This is a genomic window from Sciscionella sediminilitoris (genome assembly GCF_000737195.2).
Taxonomy (GTDB): Bacteria; Actinomycetota; Actinomycetes; order Mycobacteriales; family Pseudonocardiaceae; genus Sciscionella; species Sciscionella sediminilitoris.
Genome location: NZ_JALM01000086.1, coordinates 25,504 through 44,831, shown reverse-complemented (window position 1 = coordinate 44,831; position 19,328 = coordinate 25,504). Strand labels below are relative to the sequence as shown.

At 68.4% G+C, this 19,328-nt stretch carries 22 protein-coding genes; 12 read left to right on the top strand and 10 right to left on the bottom strand.

All coding sequences use genetic code 11. From position 1 onward, the window contains the following. Nucleotides 1–123: 123 nt before the first annotated feature. Together AD72_RS28570 and AD72_RS28565 are read left to right on the top strand one after the other, a co-directional pair. Nucleotides 124–1,554, top strand: coding sequence for an MFS transporter (locus AD72_RS28570; protein WP_031469725.1), 1,431 nt, complete (start codon nucleotides 124–126; stop codon nucleotides 1,552–1,554). Further along, nucleotides 1,551–1,949 carry a MarR family winged helix-turn-helix transcriptional regulator gene (locus AD72_RS28565; RefSeq protein WP_031469724.1) on the top strand — a complete coding sequence of 133 codons (399 nt, stop codon included), beginning with the start codon at nucleotides 1,551–1,553 and terminating at the stop codon, nucleotides 1,947–1,949. The genes AD72_RS28570 and AD72_RS28565 overlap by 4 nt, the downstream gene beginning before the upstream one ends. On the opposite strand, the gene AD72_RS28560 is transcribed toward AD72_RS28565, so the two are convergent. Continuing rightward, a complete protein-coding gene (locus tag AD72_RS28560; RefSeq protein WP_031469723.1) occupies nucleotides 1,933–2,544 on the bottom strand; it encodes a TetR/AcrR family transcriptional regulator in 612 nt (203 codons plus the stop codon). The genes AD72_RS28565 and AD72_RS28560 overlap by 17 nt on opposite strands. Before the next feature lie 84 nt (nucleotides 2,545–2,628). Here AD72_RS28560 and AD72_RS28555 point away from each other — a divergent pair, with 84 nt between their 5' ends. Together AD72_RS28555 and AD72_RS28550 are read left to right on the top strand one after the other, a co-directional pair. Then, entirely contained in the window at nucleotides 2,629–3,363 is a 735-nt protein-coding gene (locus AD72_RS28555; RefSeq protein WP_031469722.1) for an SDR family NAD(P)-dependent oxidoreductase, read from the top strand. A 43-nt stretch (nucleotides 3,364–3,406) separates the two neighbouring features. Further along, nucleotides 3,407–4,300 (top strand): TIGR03619 family F420-dependent LLM class oxidoreductase, encoded by an 894-nt coding sequence (locus AD72_RS28550; RefSeq protein ID WP_031469721.1) that lies wholly within the window; start codon nucleotides 3,407–3,409, stop codon nucleotides 4,298–4,300. 12 nt (nucleotides 4,301–4,312) lie between these two features. Here AD72_RS28550 and AD72_RS28545 read toward each other — a convergent pair whose 3' ends face one another. The 4 genes from AD72_RS28545 to AD72_RS28530 form a co-directional block, all read right to left on the bottom strand. Next, a complete protein-coding gene (locus AD72_RS28545; protein WP_031469720.1) occupies nucleotides 4,313–4,723 on the bottom strand; it encodes a hypothetical protein in 411 nt (136 codons plus the stop codon). 133 nt (nucleotides 4,724–4,856) lie between these two features. Then, a complete protein-coding gene (locus AD72_RS28540; RefSeq protein WP_156365407.1) occupies nucleotides 4,857–5,348 on the bottom strand; it encodes a hypothetical protein in 492 nt (163 codons plus the stop codon). A gap of 429 nt (nucleotides 5,349–5,777) precedes the next feature. Then, a complete protein-coding gene (locus AD72_RS28535; protein ID WP_031469718.1) occupies nucleotides 5,778–7,217 on the bottom strand; it encodes a catalase in 1,440 nt (479 codons plus the stop codon). Next, nucleotides 7,214–7,699, bottom strand: coding sequence for a Fur family transcriptional regulator (locus AD72_RS28530; RefSeq protein ID WP_037347648.1), 486 nt, complete (start codon nucleotides 7,697–7,699; stop codon nucleotides 7,214–7,216). The genes AD72_RS28535 and AD72_RS28530 overlap by 4 nt, the downstream gene beginning before the upstream one ends. 98 nt (nucleotides 7,700–7,797) lie before the next feature. Between AD72_RS28530 and AD72_RS28525 the strand changes: the two genes are divergently transcribed. The 5 genes from AD72_RS28525 (at nucleotide 7,798) to AD72_RS28505 (ending at nucleotide 11,527) form a co-directional block, all read left to right on the top strand. Next, a complete protein-coding gene (locus AD72_RS28525; protein WP_197285105.1) occupies nucleotides 7,798–9,009 on the top strand; it encodes an MFS transporter in 1,212 nt (403 codons plus the stop codon). A gap of 52 nt (nucleotides 9,010–9,061) precedes the next feature. After that, nucleotides 9,062–9,631: a hypothetical protein gene (locus AD72_RS28520; protein WP_031469715.1), complete on the top strand. Its 570-nt coding sequence runs from the start codon at nucleotides 9,062–9,064 to the stop codon at nucleotides 9,629–9,631. A gap of 23 nt (nucleotides 9,632–9,654) precedes the next feature. Further along, nucleotides 9,655–10,317 (top strand): O-methyltransferase, encoded by a 663-nt coding sequence (locus tag AD72_RS28515; RefSeq protein ID WP_031469714.1) that lies wholly within the window; start codon nucleotides 9,655–9,657, stop codon nucleotides 10,315–10,317. Between the two features lie 79 nt (nucleotides 10,318–10,396). Continuing rightward, a complete protein-coding gene (locus AD72_RS28510; RefSeq protein ID WP_031469713.1) occupies nucleotides 10,397–11,053 on the top strand; it encodes a DedA family protein in 657 nt (218 codons plus the stop codon). After that, nucleotides 11,054–11,527: a hypothetical protein gene (locus AD72_RS28505; RefSeq protein ID WP_031469712.1), complete on the top strand. Its 474-nt coding sequence runs from the start codon at nucleotides 11,054–11,056 to the stop codon at nucleotides 11,525–11,527. Nucleotides 11,528–11,537: 10 nt separating this feature from the next. Here the strand turns inward: AD72_RS28505 and AD72_RS28500 are convergent, their stop codons facing one another. The 5 genes from AD72_RS28500 to AD72_RS28480 all read right to left on the bottom strand — a co-directional run bounded on the left by AD72_RS28500 (nucleotide 11,538) and on the right by AD72_RS28480 (nucleotide 15,322). Next, the gene (locus AD72_RS28500) at nucleotides 11,538–12,083 is read right to left on the bottom strand and encodes a DedA family protein (RefSeq protein ID WP_197285104.1); all 546 of its coding nucleotides are present in this window, start codon (nucleotides 12,081–12,083) and stop codon (nucleotides 11,538–11,540) included. A 200-nt stretch (nucleotides 12,084–12,283) separates the two neighbouring features. Next, nucleotides 12,284–12,706: an RbsD/FucU family protein gene (locus AD72_RS28495; protein ID WP_031469710.1), complete on the bottom strand. Its 423-nt coding sequence runs from the start codon at nucleotides 12,704–12,706 to the stop codon at nucleotides 12,284–12,286. A gap of 2 nt (nucleotides 12,707–12,708) precedes the next feature. Then, on the bottom strand, nucleotides 12,709–13,533 hold the full coding sequence (locus tag AD72_RS28490; protein WP_031469709.1) for an amidohydrolase family protein: 825 nt from the start codon (nucleotides 13,531–13,533) through the stop codon (nucleotides 12,709–12,711). Beyond that, a complete protein-coding gene (locus AD72_RS28485) occupies nucleotides 13,530–14,477 on the bottom strand; it encodes an aldo/keto reductase (protein ID WP_031469708.1) in 948 nt (315 codons plus the stop codon). Before AD72_RS28485 ends, AD72_RS28490 begins: the two co-directional genes overlap by 4 nt. Further along, the gene (locus tag AD72_RS28480) at nucleotides 14,474–15,322 is read right to left on the bottom strand and encodes a fumarylacetoacetate hydrolase family protein (protein ID WP_031469707.1); all 849 of its coding nucleotides are present in this window, start codon (nucleotides 15,320–15,322) and stop codon (nucleotides 14,474–14,476) included. Before AD72_RS28480 ends, AD72_RS28485 begins: the two co-directional genes overlap by 4 nt. 123 nt (nucleotides 15,323–15,445) lie before the next feature. On the opposite strand from AD72_RS28480, the gene AD72_RS28475 reads away from it, so the two are divergent. From AD72_RS28475 to AD72_RS28465, 3 genes are read left to right on the top strand one after another with little or no spacing between them, the layout of a single operon-like run. Next, nucleotides 15,446–16,747 carry an enolase C-terminal domain-like protein gene (locus AD72_RS28475; protein ID WP_031469706.1) on the top strand — a complete coding sequence of 434 codons (1,302 nt, stop codon included), beginning with the start codon at nucleotides 15,446–15,448 and terminating at the stop codon, nucleotides 16,745–16,747. Beyond that, on the top strand, nucleotides 16,747–17,472 hold the full coding sequence (locus AD72_RS28470; RefSeq protein WP_031469705.1) for an SDR family NAD(P)-dependent oxidoreductase: 726 nt from the start codon (nucleotides 16,747–16,749) through the stop codon (nucleotides 17,470–17,472). The genes AD72_RS28475 and AD72_RS28470 overlap by 1 nt, the downstream gene beginning before the upstream one ends. Nucleotides 17,473–17,484: 12 nt before the next feature. Continuing rightward, nucleotides 17,485–19,326, top strand: a complete 1,842-nt coding sequence (locus tag AD72_RS28465; protein WP_082469206.1) for an alpha-L-fucosidase — start codon at nucleotides 17,485–17,487, stop codon at nucleotides 19,324–19,326. Nucleotides 19,327–19,328 lie beyond the last annotated feature (2 nt).

Here is a 19,328-nt window from a genome sequence, read left to right as displayed (position 1 = left end):
CAACACAACCACTCACGAGCACGCGTTTCCCCAGGTCAACGTGGTTACTCAGGACACAGTGCCAGCACGGTCAGTTAGTTGTAGCATGTTAATGATTGTAGAACTACAACGATTGGAGCCGGGTTGAGCGAGCTCTCGCGCCGTCGGCGGCTACTCATCCTCGCGATCTGCTGCATGAGCCTGTTCATCGTCGGGCTGGACAACACGATCGTGAACCTCGCGCTGCCGTCCATCAAACGCGAGCTCGGTTCCTCGCTGTCCAGCCTGCAGTGGACCATCGACGCTTACACGATCGTGCTCGCGAGCCTGCTGATGCTCTCCGGTTCGGTTGCCGACCGGGTGGGCCGCAAGCGCACCTTCCAGATCGGCCTCGTGCTGTTCGGCATCGGCTCGCTGCTCTGCGGCATTGCCCCGAACACCGGCCTGCTCATCGCGTTCCGCGCGCTGCAGGCGATCGGCGGCTCGATGCTGAACCCGGTGGCCATGTCGATCATCACGAACACCTTCACCGACCCGCGCGAGCGGGCGAACGCGATCGGCGTCTGGGGCGGGGTGATCGGGCTGAGCATGGCGCTCGGACCGGTGCTCGGCGGGGTGCTCGTGGACGCGGTGAGCTGGCGTTCGGTGTTCTGGATCAACGTCCCGATCGCCGCGCTCGCGGTGCTGCTCGTGGCCCTGTTCGTGCCCGAATCGCGCGCCCAGCACGCCCGCAGGCTCGACCCGGTCGGCCAGGTCTCGGTGATGCTCGTGCTGCTCGGCCTGACCTTCGGCATCATCGAGGGCCCGCACACCGGCTGGACGAGCCCGTTGATCCTCGGCTGTTTCGCGGTGGCCCTCGCCGCGCTCGTGTTCCTGATCGGCTACGAGCGCCGGATCGCCGAACCACTGCTCAATCCGCGGTTCTTCCGCAGCATCCCGTTCTCCGGGGCCACGCTGATCGCCATCTGCGCGTTCGCCGCGCTGTCCGGATTCCTGTTCCTCAACATGATGTATCTGCAGTCGGTGCGCGGATTCTCGGCGCTGCACGCGGGGCTGCTCACCATTCCGATGGCCGCGGCGAACGCGATCTTCGCGCCGCTCTCCGGCCGGATCGTCGGCAGCGTCGGGCCGCGGATCCCGCTGCTCATCGCGGGCGCGAGCATCCTCGGCGGCGGGATCATGCTCACCGGGATCGGCACCCAGACCTCGCTGCTCTACCTCGGCGTGGCCTACCTGCTGTTCGGTATCGGGTTCGGCATGGTCAACGCCCCGATCACGAACGCGGCCGTCTCCGGAATGCCGCGCGCGCAGGCGGGTACCGCGGCCGCGGTCGCCTCCACGAGCAGGCAGGTCGGCGCCTCGCTCGGGGTCGCGGTCCTCGGCTCGGTGGTGACCTCGAACATCACCGGCCCGTTCGGCAGCGGTTTCGTCGACGCGAGCAGGCTGACGTGGTGGATCATGGCCGCGATCGGCGTGGCTATCGTGGTGCTCGCGCTCCTGACCACCGGCCGCAGGGCCGTCGCGAGCGCCGCAGCCGTCGTTCCCCAGGAGCCAAGCGAGGTCCGGTCCGCATGACGACACCCACCGAGGTATGGCTGCTCATGCGCGGCTTCACGATGGACCGCCATGAGCGCAGGCGCGAGGTCAGCGAGGCCACCGATCTGCCGTTCGTCCGGGTCAAGGCGCTGCGCTGGATCGCCCGTGAACCGGTCACCCTCGGCGAACTCTCCCGGATGCTCGTCAACGACCGCCCCTACACCACACTGATCGTGAACGCCCTCGAGGAACGCGGACTCGTGACCCGCGAGGCGCATCCCGAGGACCGCAGGCGCAAGCTCGTCACCATCACCGAGGCCGGAAAACGGGTCGTGGAGAAGGCCGAGGCGATCCTGTTCGCGCCTCCCCCGGAGCTGAGCGCGCTCGACCCGGATGACCTCGCCACCCTCGACCGGATCATGCGCAAGCTCTGATCATGCCGTCCCAGCCGAGCATCGCCGCATCGATCACCTTGTGCAGCCCTGCCACCGAGGCACCGTCCTTGGCCTGCACGGACAAGCCGAAGAGCACGGTCATCGCGTAGTCGGCGAGCGCGTCGAGATCAGCACAGGCGGGGATCTCCCCTTCGGCCGCGGCGAGCCGGGCGCGCACCGATTCGCCGACCGCGCGCCGCCGCTGCTCGAGGAACAGCCGCACCGATTCGTTGTCCGCGCTGACATTCGTGGCCGAGAGCACCACCATGCAGCCGCGCGGACTTTCCGGATCGGCGTAGATCTCCGCGTTGTCGCGCAACATCGCCTCGATCGCGGCGCGCGCGCTCGGTGCCGTCTCGAGTGCCCGCTCGGTCGCGGTGCCCAGCCCCGGGGTGCATCCGTAGAGCTCCACCGCTTCCCGGAACAGCTCCTCCTTGCAGCCGAAGGCCGTGTACAGGCTGCGCGCGCCGATCCCCATCGCCTCGGTGAGTTCGCTGATCGAGACGGCCTCGTAGCCACGCTCCCAGAACAGGCGCAGCGCCGAACGCAGTGCCGCGTCGCGGTCGAATCCGCGTGGCCGGCCGGGTGCTGGCATGGCGCTCCTCTCCGTTGTTGACCTCCTAGCCTAGTCGATGCTATCCATTGTGCAGTGACCGTTGCAGAATTACGAGGAGTTCAGATGGGTATTGCAGGTAAGGTTGCGCTCGTCACCGGCGGCAGCAGGGGAATCGGCGCGGCCATCGCGACCCGGCTCGCCGAGGAGGGGGCGGATGTCGCGCTCACCTACAACAGCTCGGCCGAGCGGGCCCAGGAAGTGGCGGGCAAGATCGGTGCGCTGGGCCGGAAAAGCCGCGCGATCCCCGCACCCGCGCGGGACATGGCCGCGGTGCGCGATGCCGTCACCCGTACCGTTGACGAGTTCGGCAGGCTCGACATCCTGGTCAACAGCGCGGGAATCTTCCCGACCGGGCGCATCGACGAGATCGGGCTTGACCAGTTCGACGAGGCCATCGACGTGCACCTGCGTTCGGTGTTCGTGGCCGTGCGCGCGGCGGTGGACCACCTCGGCGACGGCGGGCGCATCATCAGCATCGGCAGCTGCCTCGCCGAATACGTCGGCACCGAGGGACTGACCAGCTATGCGACGAGCAAATCCGCGCTGAGCGGGTTCACCAAGGCCATCGCGCGTGACCTCGCCCCGCGCGGCATCACCGCCAACCTGGTGCACCCCGGGAACACCGACACCGAGATGAACCCGGCCAGCGGGGCCGACCAGAGCAAACTGGCGAGCATCCCGATCGGGCACTACGGCGCCGCCGAGGACATCGCCGCCACGGTCGCCCACCTCGCAGGCGATGGCGGCAAGGTCATCACCGGTACCGCGATCACCGTGGACGGCGGGGTCAACGCGTAGCGGTCCGGGAATGCCGGAGCGGGTGCGCCGTGTTCGTGATCACATGGAGCTTGGGATCTCACTGCCGCAGTTCGGCGCACACGCACAGTACGCGGACCGGGTCGGCTGGTTCGCCGACCGAGCGGAACAGCTGGGGGTGCACAGCCTGTGGGTCGCCGAGCGGCTGATCGCCCCGGCGCAGCCGTCCGTGCCCTATCCGGGAACCTCCGGGATCCCGAAGCAGTACCGGCAGCGGCTCGATCCGTTCGCGCTGCTCAGCGTGGCCGCGGCACACACGGACCGGGTCCGGCTCGGCAGCAATGTGCTGGTCTCCCCGCTGTACCCGCCCGCGTTCCTGGCCCGCATCCTGACCACGATCGACCTGATCAGCGCGGGACGGTTGCTCGCGGGTTTCGGCATCGGCTGGTCCCCAGAGGAGTACGCGGCCATGGGAGTGCCGTTCGAACGGCGCGGCAAACGGCTCGACGAGAGCCTGGACGCGCTGGAAACCCTGTGGACGGAGAGCACCGCGGAGTACACGGGGCAGTTGTGGACCGTCCCGGCGACCCGGGAGGAACTGCGGCCCGCGCAGCGACCGCATCCGCCGGTCTACCTCTCGGCGTTCGGCGATGCGGCGCTCGACCGGATCGGGAAACGCGCGGACGGCTGGCTGCCCATGGTGACCGATGCCGAGCCGGACACCATCCGGCTACTGCGCGAGCGGCGGGAGCGGATCGACGAGCAGGCGCGCGCGGCGGGCCGGGATCCCGCGCGCATCGAGACGGTGCTGCGGATCAACCCGCCGGCAAGCGCGGACCTCGATACGGTCATCGCGCTCACCGGCGGGCTACTCGACGGAACCGGAATCGAGCATGTGCTGGTCAACCTGCAGAGTGTGACCGGGGAACCGGAACAAACCCTCGATCACGCCGAGAAGTTGCTCGCGGCCCTGCGCTGAACCGCTGCCTGCTCACATGCCGCGGCAGGGGTTCGGGAAGTCGGGCAGGCCGATGTCCGGGCCGTTCGGGATGCCGATCTTGAGCATCAGCTCGTAGGCGGTGTTCAGCACGGTGTTCACCACATCGCAGAGCGGGTTGCCCGCGGTGACCTTCGGCTGTGCGAGCACCGAGTTCAGCATCGAGCGCGCCGCGTCGACCTGCGCCTGCTTCGGGGAGTTCGCCGGAAGCTTGACCGCTTCGAGCTTGCCGAGCAGCGCGCGGGCCTTGTCCTGCAGGCTGTGCGCCTGATCGGCGGCGGGCTGCACCACGGCGACCGGGTTCACCGGCTGCTCCTGCGCGCTCGCCGTCGCCGCACCCACCGCACCGAAGGTGCCGAAGGTCAGGGCGGTAAGGGCCGCGGTCGCGATGGTCCGTTTCCACATATCGATACTCCCTATTGATGACGACTGCGCCGGAACCTATCGCACGAAATTGATCCAGCAAGCCGAAACCACCCGAAGGAGGGGCGCCCGAATCGACGGGCGCCCCTCGCGGTATGGGAGTGAGTTTCGGTTCTCAGCCTGCCGGGACCGGCTTCGGCAGATCCGGTGCGCCGGGTACCGAGGCGCACAGTTTGCCCACATCGGGCAACGGAAGCCCGGCACCGAGCAGGCTGTTCAACAGGTTGCCGACCACACCGGCAACCGAGGCGATCAGCCCGCACAATGGATTGCTACCACCTGCTTTCAGCGTACGATCGGGCAACTTCGCGGTCAGGGAGCGCGCCTTGGTGAACTCCTTCGCCTGGGCAGGCGAACGGGTCTGCGGGAGACCGTCGAGGATGTGGCTCGCGGTCTGTTTCACCGTAGGGGCGTCCCGCTGCTCGGCCGCCGAAGTCAGTTCGTGCCACAGCTTTTTCGCCGTGCCCTTGTCGAGAACGTGGGTCGAACTCGTGGCCACCCCGCTTCCGGCCTGTGGCGCCGCGCTCGCTACGCTGACGCCCGATACGGCGATGACAGCGGCGGTCGTGGTCGCGACCAGCGCCTTCATCAAAGGTTTCGTGGACACCGATGCCCTCCCGGGGTTCGGAAAAACGTCGTGGACGGCACATATCTTGCGGCCGCACTCGACCCGCGCACCACCCCCGGGAAAATGCGTCACGCCTTTTTCGAATACGGTGCGCTACCGCGATATTCACTCACTATCGGTTCGGGTACTCCCCTGGCGTGTGACGCGTAATCGCGATTGTGCGCGTGCTGAACCCACACGGGTGGAAACCGTCACCGCGGCAGGGAATCAATTTCCCCGAACGAATTATTCGACGGGAGCCCCGATCGTGCGTACCTCGATCGCACTTTCCTTTCCAGTAGGAATAACAATACGGATTGGTAACCGCTAAAATCACGCACCCTGCCGGGCAACCGCGCCCGGACAACCGAACGGCCCGGCGACCATGGAGGTCACCGGGCCGTTGTGGCTACCGCGAACGCGGAAGGATCACTTGCCGAAGCTGCTCGCGATCCGGTCGCCGATCGTCTTGTCGACATTGCGCCAGTACTGCAGCGCACGGTCGAGGACCTCGCCTTCCACGCCGCCGGAGAGGTGCCCGGTCACATTGCCGATGAGGCGCTCGCGCTCTTCCTCGTTCATCACCTTGTTCACCAGGGTGTTCGGCTGACCGAAGTCGTCGTCCTCGGAGTGCAGGCGGTAGGCGGAGCGGACGATCTCCTGCTCGATGCCGTAGGTCGCCACATCGTCGTTCACGGCCGCGCGCGCCCCGCCGAAGGAGTTCGGCGAGTACACCGGGTCGCCGGTGTTCTGGAACCGCATCGCGCCGTCCTTGGCGTACGAGTGCACCGGGGACTGCGGACGGTTGACCGGAAGGTCCATGTAGTTCGTGCCGATGCGGTAGCGGTGCGCGTCCGCGTAACCGAACAGCCGGCCCTGCAGCATCTTGTCCGGGGAGGTCCCGATTCCGGGCACCAGGTTGGACGGCTCGAACGAGGCGAGCTCGATGTCGGTGTGGTAGTTCTCCGGGTTGCGGTTGAGCACCCAGCGGCCGACCTTGATCAGCGGGTAGTCGCCGTGCGGCCACACCTTGGTCAGGTCGAACGGGTTGAACCGGTAGTCCGCCGCGTCCTCGTACGGCATGACCTGCACGTACACGGTCCAGCTCGGGTGGTCCCCGCGCTTGATCGCGTCATAGAGGTCCCGGATGTGGTAGTCCGCATCGGTTCCGGCGAGCTCATCGGCCTGGGACTGGGTGAGGTAGCCGATGCCCTGGTCGGTCTTGAAGTGGTACTTGACCCAGAACTTCTCGCCGCCGGCGTTCTCCCACAGGTAGGTGTGCGAGCCGTAGCCGTTCATGTTCCGCCAGGAATCCGGCAGCCCGCGATCCCCCATCAGCCAGGTCACCTGGTGCGCCGACTCCGGGGTGAGCGACCAGAAGTCCCACTGCATGTTGTTGTCCCGCAGGTGGGTGTCCGCGCGGCGCTTCTGCGAGTGGATGAAGTCGGGGAACTTGATGGTGTCCCGGATGAAGAACACCGGGGTGTTGTTCCCGACGAGGTCGTAGTTGCCCTCTTCGGTGTAGAACTTCATCGCGAAACCGCGCGGGTCCCGCCAGGTGTCCGGGGAACCGTTCTCGCCCGCGACGGTGGAGAACCGCACCAGGGAGTCGGTCTTGGCACCCTTCTGGAAAAGCGCGGCCTTGGTGAACTGGCTGACGTCCTCGGTGACCTCGAGGAAACCGAACGCGCCACCGCCCTTGGCGTGCACGACCCGCTCCGGCACGCGCTCCCGGTTGAACTGGGCCAGCTTCTCGATCAGGTAGTGGTCCTGCAGCAGGATCGGGCCGTTCGTGCCCGCGGTGAGCGAATGGTCATCGCTGCCTACCGGAATACCGGCGTTCGTGGTGGTTGGCTTGGCGGCAGTCACGCCGATGCCTCCTTCATCATCGTGGTGGGTGTTCCGTCGATTTCCCGTACACGGCGGCAGTCCGGGCAGTAGCCCCAGAAGATCACCTCGGCCTCGTCGAGGCTGAAGCCCGCGGTGTCGGCCGGTTCGAGACAGGGCGCCGGACCGACCGTGCAGTCCACATCCTCGGTACGGCCGCAGCCCCGGCACACCAGGTGATGGTGATTGTCCCCGGTTCGCGTCTCGTACCTCGCGGGATGCCCGGCCGGTTCGATCCGGCGCACCAGCCGCGCGCGATTGCACGCGTGCAGCACGTCGTAGATCGCCTGCGTGGACACCGTGCCGAGTTCATCGCGCACCCCGCCGGCGACCTGATCCGCCGTGGTGTGCGGGTGATCGGCGAGCCAGCGCAGCACCGCGAGCCGGGGCGCGGTGACCCGCAGACCGGCCGCGCGGAGTCGTTCGACATCCGCGTTGTCTGCGTAGTGGATCGAGGGAACCATGATGCCCCAACCACATCACGTTTTCTGGAATTAGTCAAGTTAACTCGCCCGGAGGTGCGGCCGGAACCCGCTTGCACCTGCGTACCAGAATGGAGGGTGTGTCGCTGAGGTCGTATCGGGAAGTGTTCGCCGCCAAGGGAGCGGTGACGTTGTTCGCCACGCTGATGTTCGCCCGCATCCCGCTCGTGGCGACGGGCATGGTGATGACCCTGCACGTGGTGCTCGGCCTCAAACACGGCTACGCCGCTGCGGGGTTCGCCGCCGCCTCGGTGACGATCGGGGTCGCGGTCGGCTCGCCGTTGCTCGGCAGGGTGCTCGATTCGGCGGGCCTGTACAAGCTGCTCGTGGTGACCGCGGCAGCCGAGGCGGCGTTCTGGGGCTTCGCCTGGATGCTGCCCTACGGCGCGCTGTTGCCCGCCGCGTTCGTCAGCGGGGTGCTCGCCCTGCCGGTGATGTCGGTCGGCAGGCAGGCGGTCGCCGCACTGGTGCCGATCGCGCAGCGCCGCTCGGCCCTTTCGCTCGACTCCATCTCGGTCGAGCTGACCTACATGATCGGGCCCGCGCTCGGGGTCTGGTTGTGTACCACGCTTTCCACGAACATCGCGATGATCGCGGTCGGGGCCGCGATGGTGCTCGCCGCGATCGCGCTCGGCGTGCTCAACCCGAGCATCCGGCGCGGGGACGAACAGGTCGAGGAGGCCCGCCCACCGCGGCGCACCTGGCTGCGCGGGCCGATCATCGGGATGTTCGCCATCGGGATCGGCGCGATGTTCACCCTCACCGGGGCGGAGCTCGCCGCGGTCGCGATGCTGCGCGAGGGCGGCGAGGTCGGCTGGACGGGTCTGGTCGTCGCGCTGATGTGCGTGGCATCCGCGACCGGCGGGATCATCTACGGGGCGCGGCCGAGCGGAATCTCCCCGGTGATCCTGCTGCTCGTGCTCGCCGGGCTCACCGTTCCGGTCGGGCTCGCCGGGCACGACTGGTGGGTGCTCGCCATCGTCTGGTTCCCCAGCAATCTCGCCTGTGCCCCGACGATCGCCACCTACAACGAACGGGTCATGGCGCTGGCTCCGGTGCAGGCGCGCGGTGAGGCGATGGGCCTCGCGGCCTCGGCGAACACCCTCGGGCTCGCCATCGGCCAGCCGCTGATCGGTGCCGTGCTCGACGCGGCCGGTCCGGTGTGGGGCTTCGTCGCGTCCGGGGCGGGCGGGCTGCTGCTCGCCGGGGTCGGGGGAATCCTGCAGATGTCTCGGGGTCGGGATCAGCCCAGAGGGGCACCCGAGGTGCGACCGCAGATCGATGCGGGCTGACTAGCGCACCCAGGAAAGTGGTCCGCGCACCGATTACCGGAAGGGACCACCGATGAAAGGCGTCTATCTCGGCCTCGGCCTCGTCATCCTGCTCGGCGCGGGCCTTGCCGTGGCGGAGATCTTCGGCGTCGGCGCGCTGCGTGCCGCCGCGCAGCGCTTCGGCGAACAGGCACTGCGCGGCGCCCGGCTGACCGATGTGGAACTGCACGGGTTCCCCAGGATTCTCCAGGAAGTCGCGCACGAGTCCGAGCAGATCGATTTCCTCGGCGAGACCGTGGACAACACCGCGGACATCCACGCCATCGCGTCCACTGTGGACCTTCGCGGGCAGCACGCGCGCAAGCTGAGCTATGTCATCACCGTGCGGAACTTCGCGGCGGGCGCGCAACCGACGGCGAGCACCAACTCCCCGGCCTTCGCCCTCGGGAACCGGCACTATCGGGCCATGGTGGCGCGGGACGGCGCGGCCGTTCAGGTCCGTGCTCACCCCGAGGACCAGACGCTCAGCGATATCGGCCCGCTGACCGTGCGGCTGCCGTTCCTGCCACCCGAGGCCCGTATCGGCGCCCCGTCCGTGGTGCCCGCGGGAATCCGCTTCGAGGCGACGGTCGATGCACGGTAGACCGACCGTGGTCCAATGGATCCATGCGAGAACTGTGGAGCCAGGTGGACCAGTTCATCGACGGCGCGCTGATCGATTCCGACCCGGCGGCGCCGGCCAGGGCTGCCGCGGAGGACGCGGGACTACCGCCGATCGCCGTCACCGCCGGAATGGGCAAGTTCCTCTCCCTGATCGCGGGTTCCATCGGGGCCCGCTCGGTGCTGGAGATCGGCACGCTTGCCGGGTACTCGACGATCTGGTTCGCCGAGGGAATCGGCGAACAGGGGCGCGTGGTGACCTTGGAGGCGGACCCGAGGCACGCCGAGCTCGCCTGGTCGAACCTGCAGGCCGCGGGGGTCGCCGACCGGGTGCGGCTCGAGGTCGGGCCCGCACTGGACGCGCTGCCCAAACTGGAGGCCGAATCGGTCGGCCCGTTCGACCTCGTGTTCATCGACGCGGACCGGAAGAACAACCCCGAATACCTCGGCTGGGCACTGCGCCTGTCCCGGGTGGGAACCGTGATCATCGTGGACAACGTTGTCCGTGCGGGCGCGGTGCTCGACGAGGAGACCGAGGATCCGGACATCCAGGGTGTCCGCGGCAGCTACGAACTGCTCGCCGCCCACCCGCGGATCGAGGCCACCGCGCTGCAGACGGTGAGCGGAAAGAACTACGACGGCTTCATCTACGCCGTGGTCCGGCGGTGAAATCCGGGATGTCCCCGATCAGCTTTTCGCCGGTATCGGGCAGACTGACGCACGGTTGTCCACAACCCGAAGGGGGCACATGAACATCGACGCGTGGCTTATCCACATCCCGCACCTCGCCGTGTACCTGCTCGTCGGTGTCGTGGTCGGGATCGAAAGCCTCGGCATCCCCATTCCCGGCGAGATCGTCCTGGTCAGCGCGGCACTGCTGTCCGCGCGGGCCGAGCTCAACGTCGCCTGGGAATGGATCGCGCTCTCCGGGGTGATCGGCGCTGTCGTCGGTGACTCGATCGGCTACGCGCTGGGCCGCAAATTCGGGCACAAGCTGTTCGACTGGCTGGGCAAGAAATTCCCCCGGCACTTCGGTGAGGACCACGTCGCCTATGCCGAGCACATCTTCAGCAAATGGGGCGCGCTCGCGGTGTACTTCGGCCGGTGGATCGCGATCCTGCGGATCTTCGCCGGGCCGCTCGCCGGTGCGCTGCGCATGCCCTACCCGCGGTTCCTGTTCGCGAACGTGCTCGGCGGGATCACCTGGGCGGCGGGCACCACCGCGGCCATCTACTACCTCGGCCAGGCAGCCGAGGTGTTCCTCAAGCGCTTCTCCTACATCGGACTCGGGGTCGCCGTGCTCGCCGGGATCGCCATCGGTCTGCTGCTCAAGCGCAAGATGAACAGCCTCGTCAAGGCGTACGCGGAGAAGCGCCGCGCCGAGCAGGACCAGCCGGCGAACTAGATGAACCGGACGGCACTGCCCGCGCTGCTGATCATCGGCGCACTCGCCGTTGCGGGATGCGGCGGTGCGCCATCCGGGCATGCGGGCGACCACCAGGCGGCGCCCTCCAGCACGGCCGCGAGCAGCACCACCCAGCCACCCGCGAGTGGATCCGCCTTCACCATCGAGTACGAGAATGGCTATCGCACCGTGGTGACCTTCACTGCCGAGCAGCTCGGCAGGCTCACCGGCCAGCGGCTCGAGGCAGGCACGGTCGAAGCCGTCACCGCCGAACTTGGGAAGGCAGAGACCTGGACTGCCCAGGGGAAACTGGCCGGATACGCAGGCCAGCTCAGCAGCGCAGCGCGAGCCGAACAGTCCCGGATCAAGCGGACGCTCGGTGACCTCGTCTCCGGCAAGGCCGACCGGCTACGCGCGCACATCGGGCACAACCGGCACCAGACGCGCGCCCACTTCGGCACCGAGCACGGTTAGCCGGGGGAGGTCAGGAAGCCGAGGTCTCCAGCGTGCGGGCGAGATTGCGCCGCGGCAGGCGCTTGCCGATCAGGCCCGAGACCGCGGCGAGCAGCATCGCCAGGCCGAGGCCGACACCGATGCCCAGCAGCGGGCGGCCGGTGATCGAGGTGCCGAGGTAGCCGAGCAACGCGGCGTACACCGTCCACATCCCGGCGCCGAGCAACGAGATCGGCAGGAACTTGCGCATCGGGAACCGGGTCGTTCCGCACAGTGCCGCGGCCAGGATCCCGCCCATCGGCAGGAACCGCGCCGCGACCAGGATCAGCACCGGCCTGGTGTGGATGCGCTCGGATACCCAGTCGAGCACCGCGGCCGAGGCCTTGCGGCGCCGCGCCCTGGTGACCGCGAGCGGACCGATGAACCGCCCGATTCCGTAATTCACCAGGTCCGAGGTCGCGCAGCCGAGCGCGCCGACCACGAGCACCAAGGGGAACGAGAGCGTGCCACCCGCGGCCAGCGCACTCGCCGAGATCAGTACCGCCTCGGTCGGGGCGAACGGCACCGCGGCGACCACGAACAGAGTCGTCAGGATGGCAAACGTCGTTCCCGGAATGAGCTCGCTCCCCGCGTTTTGATCGCGATTCGGTATCACGATCCTGCCGACCAGGTTAACGACCCTGGCGCAGCCGCCACCGAACGGGTGACAGATGGGCTCGTGCGTGGTTGTGTTGGTTAGAACCAACACAACCACGCACAAGGGGCTGTTTACCCTGGTCAGCGCGGTGCGAGGTAGCCCAGGGTGAGCAGGATGTTGGCGTAGAGGCGGTCGTCACCGGAGGCGATGCACACGGTGAGGTCGGGCTCGCGGCAGCGTTCGTAGAAGGCGAACCGTTCCAGTGGCCGCAGCGGGAGTTCGGGGCCGAGCAGGTCCCGGTAACGAGCGAACACGGCCGGGGTTGTGCCGTCATCCGGGCTCATCACCTGAACCGACTCCACGGGGACTGCGGTGAGCAGGGTTTCCAGGATGTCGTCGGCGGCGACCAGTCCGGGGCGCAGGTTGAGGTGGATGCGCTCGGCACGCGGGTGGGCGTTCGCGTCGTGCGCGTAGTTGGCATCGGCGATGAGCACCTTGGAGCCATGCCCCGCGGTGGCCAGGGCGCGCAGCAGCGGCGGATGCAACAGCGGGTAGCGCAGCATGATCAGGCTCCGATCCGGTAGACGTGCGCGGCGGTTCCGGTCCAGACACGTTCGCGTTCGGCAGGTCCGAGCCCGGCAAGCAGCTGCCCGGTGAGTTCGACGACCCGCGGGTAGTCGGCGGCGAGCAGGCACACCGGCCAGTCCGAGCCGAACAGCAACCGGTCCGGCCCGAACACCTCGATCGCATGGGAGGCATAGGGCTGGATCGTGGCCCGGTCCGCTGTGCCCGCCTCGGTGACCAGGCCGGAGAGCTTCGCGTACACATTGGGGGCCTGCGCGAGCACCCGGATCCGGGCCGCCCAGGGCTCGAAGCCGCCCGAGGCGATCGGTGGTTTGCCGAGGTGATCGAGCACGAAGGTCAGCTCGGGCAGCGCACGCGTCACCTCGATCGCGGCGGGCACTTGGTGCGGCAGCACGAGCAGTTCGTAGACCAGTCCGGCCGCGGCGACCGCGCGCAGTCCGTTCCGCACATCCGCGCGGCCGAGCCAGTCCGGATCGGGCTCGCCCTGCACCTGGTGCCGGATCCCCTTGAGCAGCGGTCCGTGCACCGCGGCCAGCCGCTCGGCCATATCCGGGGCGGTCAGGTCGACCCAGCCGACGACCCCGGCGACCAGTTCGGTCCGTTCGGCGATGGCGAGCAGTTCCGGGGTCTCCTCGGGCACGGTCACCGTCTGCACCAGGATGGTCCGGTCCACACCAGCGGCGGCGGCCTGCGGCAGGAGTTCGGTGACCGGGAAATCCCGCAGGATCGGGCCCATCGTGCCCGGGTCGATCCACTCCTGTGGTCGTACGCCCAGGTCCCAGACGTGATGGTGCGCGTCGATCATGCGAGCTCCGCCCAGACGACCTGCGGAATGTCAACATTCAGAAGTTCGACATCCAGACGTAGTTCCTCCGGAGTGCGCACTCCGACGACCACCGAGGTGACGGCCGGATGGCGCAGTGGGAACTGAATGGCCGCGGCCGCGAGCGGAACCCCGTGCCGGGCACACACCGCGGCGAGTTCGCGCGCCCGCTCGAGCGTGGCCGGATCGGCGGGCCGGTAGTCGAACCGGGCCCCCTCGGCCGGATCGGCGAGGATGCCGCCGTTGAACACTCCGGCCACCAGCACCCCGACCTGCCGCTGCGCGCACAGCGGGAGCAGTTCGTCCGCGCCGGTACGGTCGAGCAGGCTGTACCGGCCGGCGAGCATCACGCAGTCGATATCGGTCTCGCGCACGAACCGCGCGGGCATCTCGGCCTGCATCATCCCCACCCCGATCGCCCGCACGGCACCTTCGGCGCGCAATCGCTCGAGCGCCGGGTAGGCCTCGTCGATCGCCTGTTCCCAGTGCTCATCGGGATCGTGGATCAACAGGATGTCGAACCGCTCGAGCCCGGTGCGCTCCAGGCTTTCCGCGACCGAGGCGTACACCCCCTCCGTGCGGTAATCGCGCACCCGCACCAGATCCGGGGTGCCCCAGAACTCGGCGTCCCCCTGCCGCGCCCGGCCGGGCCGCAGCAATCGTCCGACCTTCGTGGACACCACCGCGCCGGTCTGCTGCTCACCCAGGAAGGCACCGAGCCTGCGTTCGGCAAGCCCGAGCCCATAGTGCGGTGCGGTGTCGAAATGCCGGATCCCCGCTTTCCAGGCCGCCTCCAGGGTCGCCGCGGCCAGTTCGGGTTCGACCTCGGCGTACAGCCCGGCGATGGGCGCGGTACCGAAACCGAGCTGGGTCACCGAAACCCCGCTGCGGCCGAGCTCGCGCTCGACCCGGTGCCGCCCGCTCATGCCGCGCCGAACACCTGCCTGGCCCGGCCGAGCCGGTCGATCTCCAGCTCGACCACGTCCCCGGCGCGCAGGAAGGGGCCACCGCGGCCGAGCGCAACTCCGGCCGGGGTTCCGGTGTTGACCACATCGCCGGGCCGCAGCACCAGGAACTGGCTCAGATACCAGATGATGTGGTGCACCCCGAAGATCATGTTCGCGGTGGTCCCGTCCTGGCGCTGTTCCCCGTTGACCCACAGCCGCATGCCGAGCCGCTGCGGATCGCCCACTTCGTCCGGAGTCACCAGCCACGGACCGAGCGGATTGAACGTCTCGCAGCACTTGCCCTTGTCCCACTGGCCACCGCGGTCCAGCTGGAAACTGCGCTCACTCACATCATTGGCGATCGCGTACCCGGCGATCACCGCCGCCGCCTCGGACTCATCGCGCAGATAGCGCGCCGTCGCACCGATCACGACCGCGAGCTCCACCTCGTAATCGGTGCGCTCACTGCCTCTCGGCACGAGTACCTCATCGTTCGGGCCGATCACGGTATCGCTGGTTTTCAAGAACAGCACCGGTTCGGCGGGCGGGTTCGCCCCGGTTTCCGCCGCATGATCGGAATAGTTCAGCCCGATGCAGGCGACCTTGCCCGGCCGCGCGATCGGCGCCCCGATGCGCTGCCCGGCCGGATCGAGCTCCGGCAGCTTCCCCTCGGCCAGCGCACGGGCCGCCCGGTCCAGCCCGCCATCGGCGAGCGCCGCGCCGTCGATGTCCCCGAGTACCCCGGACACATCCCAGCAGCGCCCCGCCTCGTCGAGTACCGCGGGCCGTTCGGCGCCGACCGCACCGATGCGCAGGAACCTCATAACCCCAGGACGGTACAGAGATCAGATGTATCAAGTCAACGGGCTCAGCTCTGTCGGGAAACTGGACAGGAACGCCTCGGTGCAGCTAGAAATACATCAGATGTTTGGTGAAGGAGCGTGGGCATGGCGGACGTGATCGAGGCCCTGGAGACCGAGGATGTCCGGTTCCCGACCTCGCGGCAACTCGACGGCTCGGACGCGATGAACCCGGCGCCGGACTACTCGGCCGCCTACTGTGTCCTGCGCACATCCGCCGGGGAACGCGGCCACGGCCTCGTGTTCACCATCGGCAGGGGCAACGAGGTGGAGCTCGCCGCGCTGCGCGCCCTCGAACCGCTGGTGCTCGGCCGTTCCGTGGAGGAGATCACCGCGGACCTCGGTGGTTTCGCCCGCAGGCTGGTCTGGGACAGCCCGTTGCGCTGGCTCGGTCCGGAAAAGGGTGCGATGCACATGGCCGCAGGGGCGGTGATCAACGCGGCCTGGGACCTCGCCGCTCGCCGAGCGGGGAAACCTGGCTGGCAGTTCCTCGCCGAACTCTCCCCCGAGCAACTGGTGGACACGGTCGATTTCCGCTACCTGACCGACGCGCTGACCCCGGATGAGGCCCTGGATCTGCTGCGTGCGGCCGCGATCGGACGCTCCGAGCGCACCGAGCGACTGCGCGCGGACGGCTACCCCGCCTACACCACCACTCCCGGCTGGCTCGGTTACGACGATGCGCAACTGGTGCGCCGCTGCACCGAGGCGGTCGCCGAGGGCTTCGACCTGATCAAGCTGAAGGTCGGCGCCGACCTCGACGCGGACCGGCGAAGGCTGCGCCTGGCACGGGAAACCGTCGGGGACAAGGTGCGCATCGCGATCGACGCCAACCAGGTGTGGGGGGTGCCGGACGCGATCGGCTGGCTGCGCGCGCTCGCCGAATTCGAGCCATACTGGATCGAGGAACCCACCGCCCCGGACGATGTGCTCGGGCACGCGGCGATCCGCAAGGGCGTGCACCCGATGCGCGTGGCCACCGGGGAACACGTGCAGAACCGGGTGATGTTCAAGCAGTTCCTGCAGTCCGAGGCGCTCGATGTGGTGCAGTTGGACGCCTGCCGGGTCGGCGGGATCAACGAGAACCTGGCGATCCTGTTGCTGGCGGCCAAATTCGGTGTTCCCGTCTGCCCGCACGCGGGTGGGGTCGGGCTGTGCGAACAGGTGCAGCACCTCTCCATGTTCGACTACCTCGCCGTCTCCGGAACCACCGAGCAGCGCGCCATCGAGTACATGGATCACCTGCACGAACACTTCATCACACCGGTACGTATCGAATCCGGGCGCTACCTCGTCCCGGCCGAGCCCGGTTTCGGCGCGGCCATGCATCCGGAATCCGTTGCCGCGTACCGGTTTCCCGATGGACCGAAGTGGACGGAGGTACGGTAATGGAATTCACCGGGTTGCGTGCCCTGATCACCGGCGGAGCATCCGGAATCGGTGCGGCCACGGCGGAACTGCTCGCCGAATCGGGCGCCGCGGTCGCGGTGCTCGACCGGGAGACCGAGACCGGATACCGCGCCGATGTCACCGATGACGCAGCCGTCCGCGCCGCGGTGGATGCGGCCGCGCGTGATCTCGGCGGCATCGACATCCTGGTCAACAACGCCGGAATCGGTGCACAGGGCGGGATCGCGGACAACGATGACGAGCAGTGGCGGCAGGTGCTCGACGTGAACGTGCTCGGTATGGTCCGGGTGCTGCGCGCCGCACTGCCCTATCTGCGCGAGTCCGCGAACGCCGCGGTGGTGAACACCGGTTCGATCGCGGCCACCGCCGGGCTTCCGGACCGCGTGCTGTACTCCGCGAGTAAGGGTGCGGTGCTCGCGATGAGCCGTGCCATGGCCGCGGACCTCGTCGGTGAGGGAATCCGGGTCAACTGCGTGAATCCGGGAACCGCGGACACCCCGTGGATCGGCCGGTTGCTCGACGCGGCACCGGATCCCACTGCCGAACGCGCCGCACTCGAGGCGCGGCAGCCCATGGGCAGGCTGGTCAGCGCGCGCGAGGTGGCCTCGGCGATCGCCTACCTCGCCAGCCCGCGCAATGCCGCGACGACCGGGGCCGAACTCGCCGTCGACGGAGGAATGCAGGGTTTGCGGTTGCGCAAGTAGGGAGCGGAAGCCATGGCAGGTTCGGAGTTGTCCCGGCGAACGATGCTCGCCGGTGGTACGGCCGGTATCGCGGCACTGCTGACCGGGGCTCCCGCGGCGGCGGCACCAGTCCACAATGGACCGGTCCGGCAGGTCGCGCCAGGCGATCCGGCGGCCCGCAGGCTGGCCAAGGCCGCACACGTGGCACCCCGCCCGGAACAACTCGCCTGGCAGCGCAGGGAAATCACCGCGTTCACCCATTTCGGCATGAACACCTTCACCGACCGGGAGTGGGGTTCGGGCACCGAGGACGAGGCCTGGTTCGCCCCGGACCGTGTCGAGATCGAGCAGTGGATGCGCGCCTATGCTTCGGCAGGTGCGAAACAGGTCATGCTGACCGTGAAACACCACGACGGCTTCGTGCTCTATCCGAGCCGCTACACCAACCATTCGATCATCGCCAGTCCATGGTGGACACCGCGGGCCGATCCGGCCCGGGACCGGGCTGCGGCACGCCGCGGGCACGATCAGTCGGCGTACTGGCAGGCTCGGCGGGCCGGGCAACCGAATCCACAGGGTGACCTCCTGCGGTCATATGTGGACTCCGCACGGCGCAACGGACTGCGGGTCGGCGTCTACCTCTCCCCCGCGGACGGCGCCGAACTGCCCCACGACTGGCATGCCGGGTTCGTGCGCACGATCGTCGCCAAACACGATTCGGGACAACCGCTCAGCATCGAGGAACAGGCCACCTATGCCGACCGGGCGCGTCGTCCCGCGGGAATGGGCCGGTACGGCGACCGCAGCCCGCGCGTCCCGCGCCCGATCCCCACCCCGGTTCCCGGCGAGGATCGCGCGCCCTGGCGCACGGTCACCGCAGACAACTACAACGCCTACTACCTCAACCAGCTCTACGAACTGCTCACCGAGTACGGCCCCATCGACGAACTCTGGCTGGACGGCGCGAATCCCTGGCGGGACTACGGAATCGAGCAGGAGTACGACTTCGCGGAGTGGTTCCGGCTCATCGCCGAACTCTCCCCGAGCACCCTCGTGTTCGGCGGACCGGCCGGGATCCGCTGGGTCGGCAATGAGGACGGCATCGCGCGCGAAACCGAATGGAGCGTCATCCCCACCGAGCTCGATCCACGCACCGCCAAGGATCCCTTGGTGGGCAACGACTTTCCCGAGCACGATGCCACCGCCTACGATCCGGCGAAGCCCGCCCCGGACATCGCCTCCCGCGCCGTGCTCGAAGACCCGCGCACCCGGTACCTGGAATGGTTCCCCGCCGAGGCCGACGTCTGCCTTCGCGGGCATCACTGGTTCTGGCATGCCGGAGAACAGCCGAAAACCGTGCCCGAACTCCTGGATCGCTACGAGACCACGGTCGGCCGCAATGCGGTGCTCCTGCTCAACGCCGGACCGGACGTGCACGGCAGGATCGAGGAGAACGACGTGCGCGCACTCGCCGAATTCGGTACCGCACTGCGCACCTGCTACGGACACGATCTGCTTGCCGAGACCGCGGCCGCACCACGGGAAACCGTCCGGGCACTCACATCCGGGCGGCTGCACACCGCATGGCGCCCCGGGCCGGACAACCTGCTGGAGCTCGGTTTCGACAGGCCGCTGCGCTTCGATCGCATCCGGATCGGCGAGGACATCACGCACGGCCAGCGGGTGGAATCCTTCGCCGTGCACGCGAGTACGGACGGGGTGCACTGGTCACGTCTCGCCGAGGGGACCACGATCGGCTACGCGCGCATCCTCCCGGTGCACGAGGAAGGCATCCGGGCGCTGCGCCTGGAAATCGGTTCGGCGCGGGCCCGGCCGCGGATCTCCAGCCTCGGCCTTTACCTGCGATCGCGCTGATC

Bases quoted from the DNA above. Each gene is read 5' to 3' on its own strand.
- AD72_RS28565 (WP_031469724.1), top strand. From the start codon at position 1,551: ATGACGACACCCACCGAGGTATGGCTGCTCATGCGCGGCTTCACGATG.
- AD72_RS28560 (WP_031469723.1), bottom strand. From the start codon at position 2,544: ATGCCAGCACCCGGCCGGCCACGCGGATTCGACCGCGACGCGGCACTG.
- AD72_RS28555 (WP_031469722.1), top strand. From the start codon at position 2,629: ATGGGTATTGCAGGTAAGGTTGCGCTCGTCACCGGCGGCAGCAGGGGA.
- AD72_RS28550 (WP_031469721.1), top strand. From the start codon at position 3,407: ATGGAGCTTGGGATCTCACTGCCGCAGTTCGGCGCACACGCACAGTAC.
- AD72_RS28545 (WP_031469720.1), bottom strand. From the start codon at position 4,723: ATGTGGAAACGGACCATCGCGACCGCGGCCCTTACCGCCCTGACCTTC.
- AD72_RS28530 (WP_037347648.1), bottom strand. From the start codon at position 7,699: ATGGTTCCCTCGATCCACTACGCAGACAACGCGGATGTCGAACGACTC.
- AD72_RS28520 (WP_031469715.1), top strand. From the start codon at position 9,062: ATGAAAGGCGTCTATCTCGGCCTCGGCCTCGTCATCCTGCTCGGCGCG.
- AD72_RS28515 (WP_031469714.1), top strand. From the start codon at position 9,655: ATGCGAGAACTGTGGAGCCAGGTGGACCAGTTCATCGACGGCGCGCTG.
- AD72_RS28510 (WP_031469713.1), top strand. From the start codon at position 10,397: ATGAACATCGACGCGTGGCTTATCCACATCCCGCACCTCGCCGTGTAC.
- AD72_RS28505 (WP_031469712.1), top strand. From the start codon at position 11,054: ATGAACCGGACGGCACTGCCCGCGCTGCTGATCATCGGCGCACTCGCC.
- AD72_RS28495 (WP_031469710.1), bottom strand. From the start codon at position 12,706: ATGCTGCGCTACCCGCTGTTGCATCCGCCGCTGCTGCGCGCCCTGGCC.
- AD72_RS28490 (WP_031469709.1), bottom strand. From the start codon at position 13,533: ATGATCGACGCGCACCATCACGTCTGGGACCTGGGCGTACGACCACAG.
- AD72_RS28485 (WP_031469708.1), bottom strand. From the start codon at position 14,477: ATGAGCGGGCGGCACCGGGTCGAGCGCGAGCTCGGCCGCAGCGGGGTT.
- AD72_RS28480 (WP_031469707.1), bottom strand. From the start codon at position 15,322: ATGAGGTTCCTGCGCATCGGTGCGGTCGGCGCCGAACGGCCCGCGGTA.
- AD72_RS28475 (WP_031469706.1), top strand. From the start codon at position 15,446: ATGGCGGACGTGATCGAGGCCCTGGAGACCGAGGATGTCCGGTTCCCG.
- AD72_RS28470 (WP_031469705.1), top strand. From the start codon at position 16,747: ATGGAATTCACCGGGTTGCGTGCCCTGATCACCGGCGGAGCATCCGGA.
- AD72_RS28465 (WP_082469206.1), top strand. From the start codon at position 17,485: ATGGCAGGTTCGGAGTTGTCCCGGCGAACGATGCTCGCCGGTGGTACG.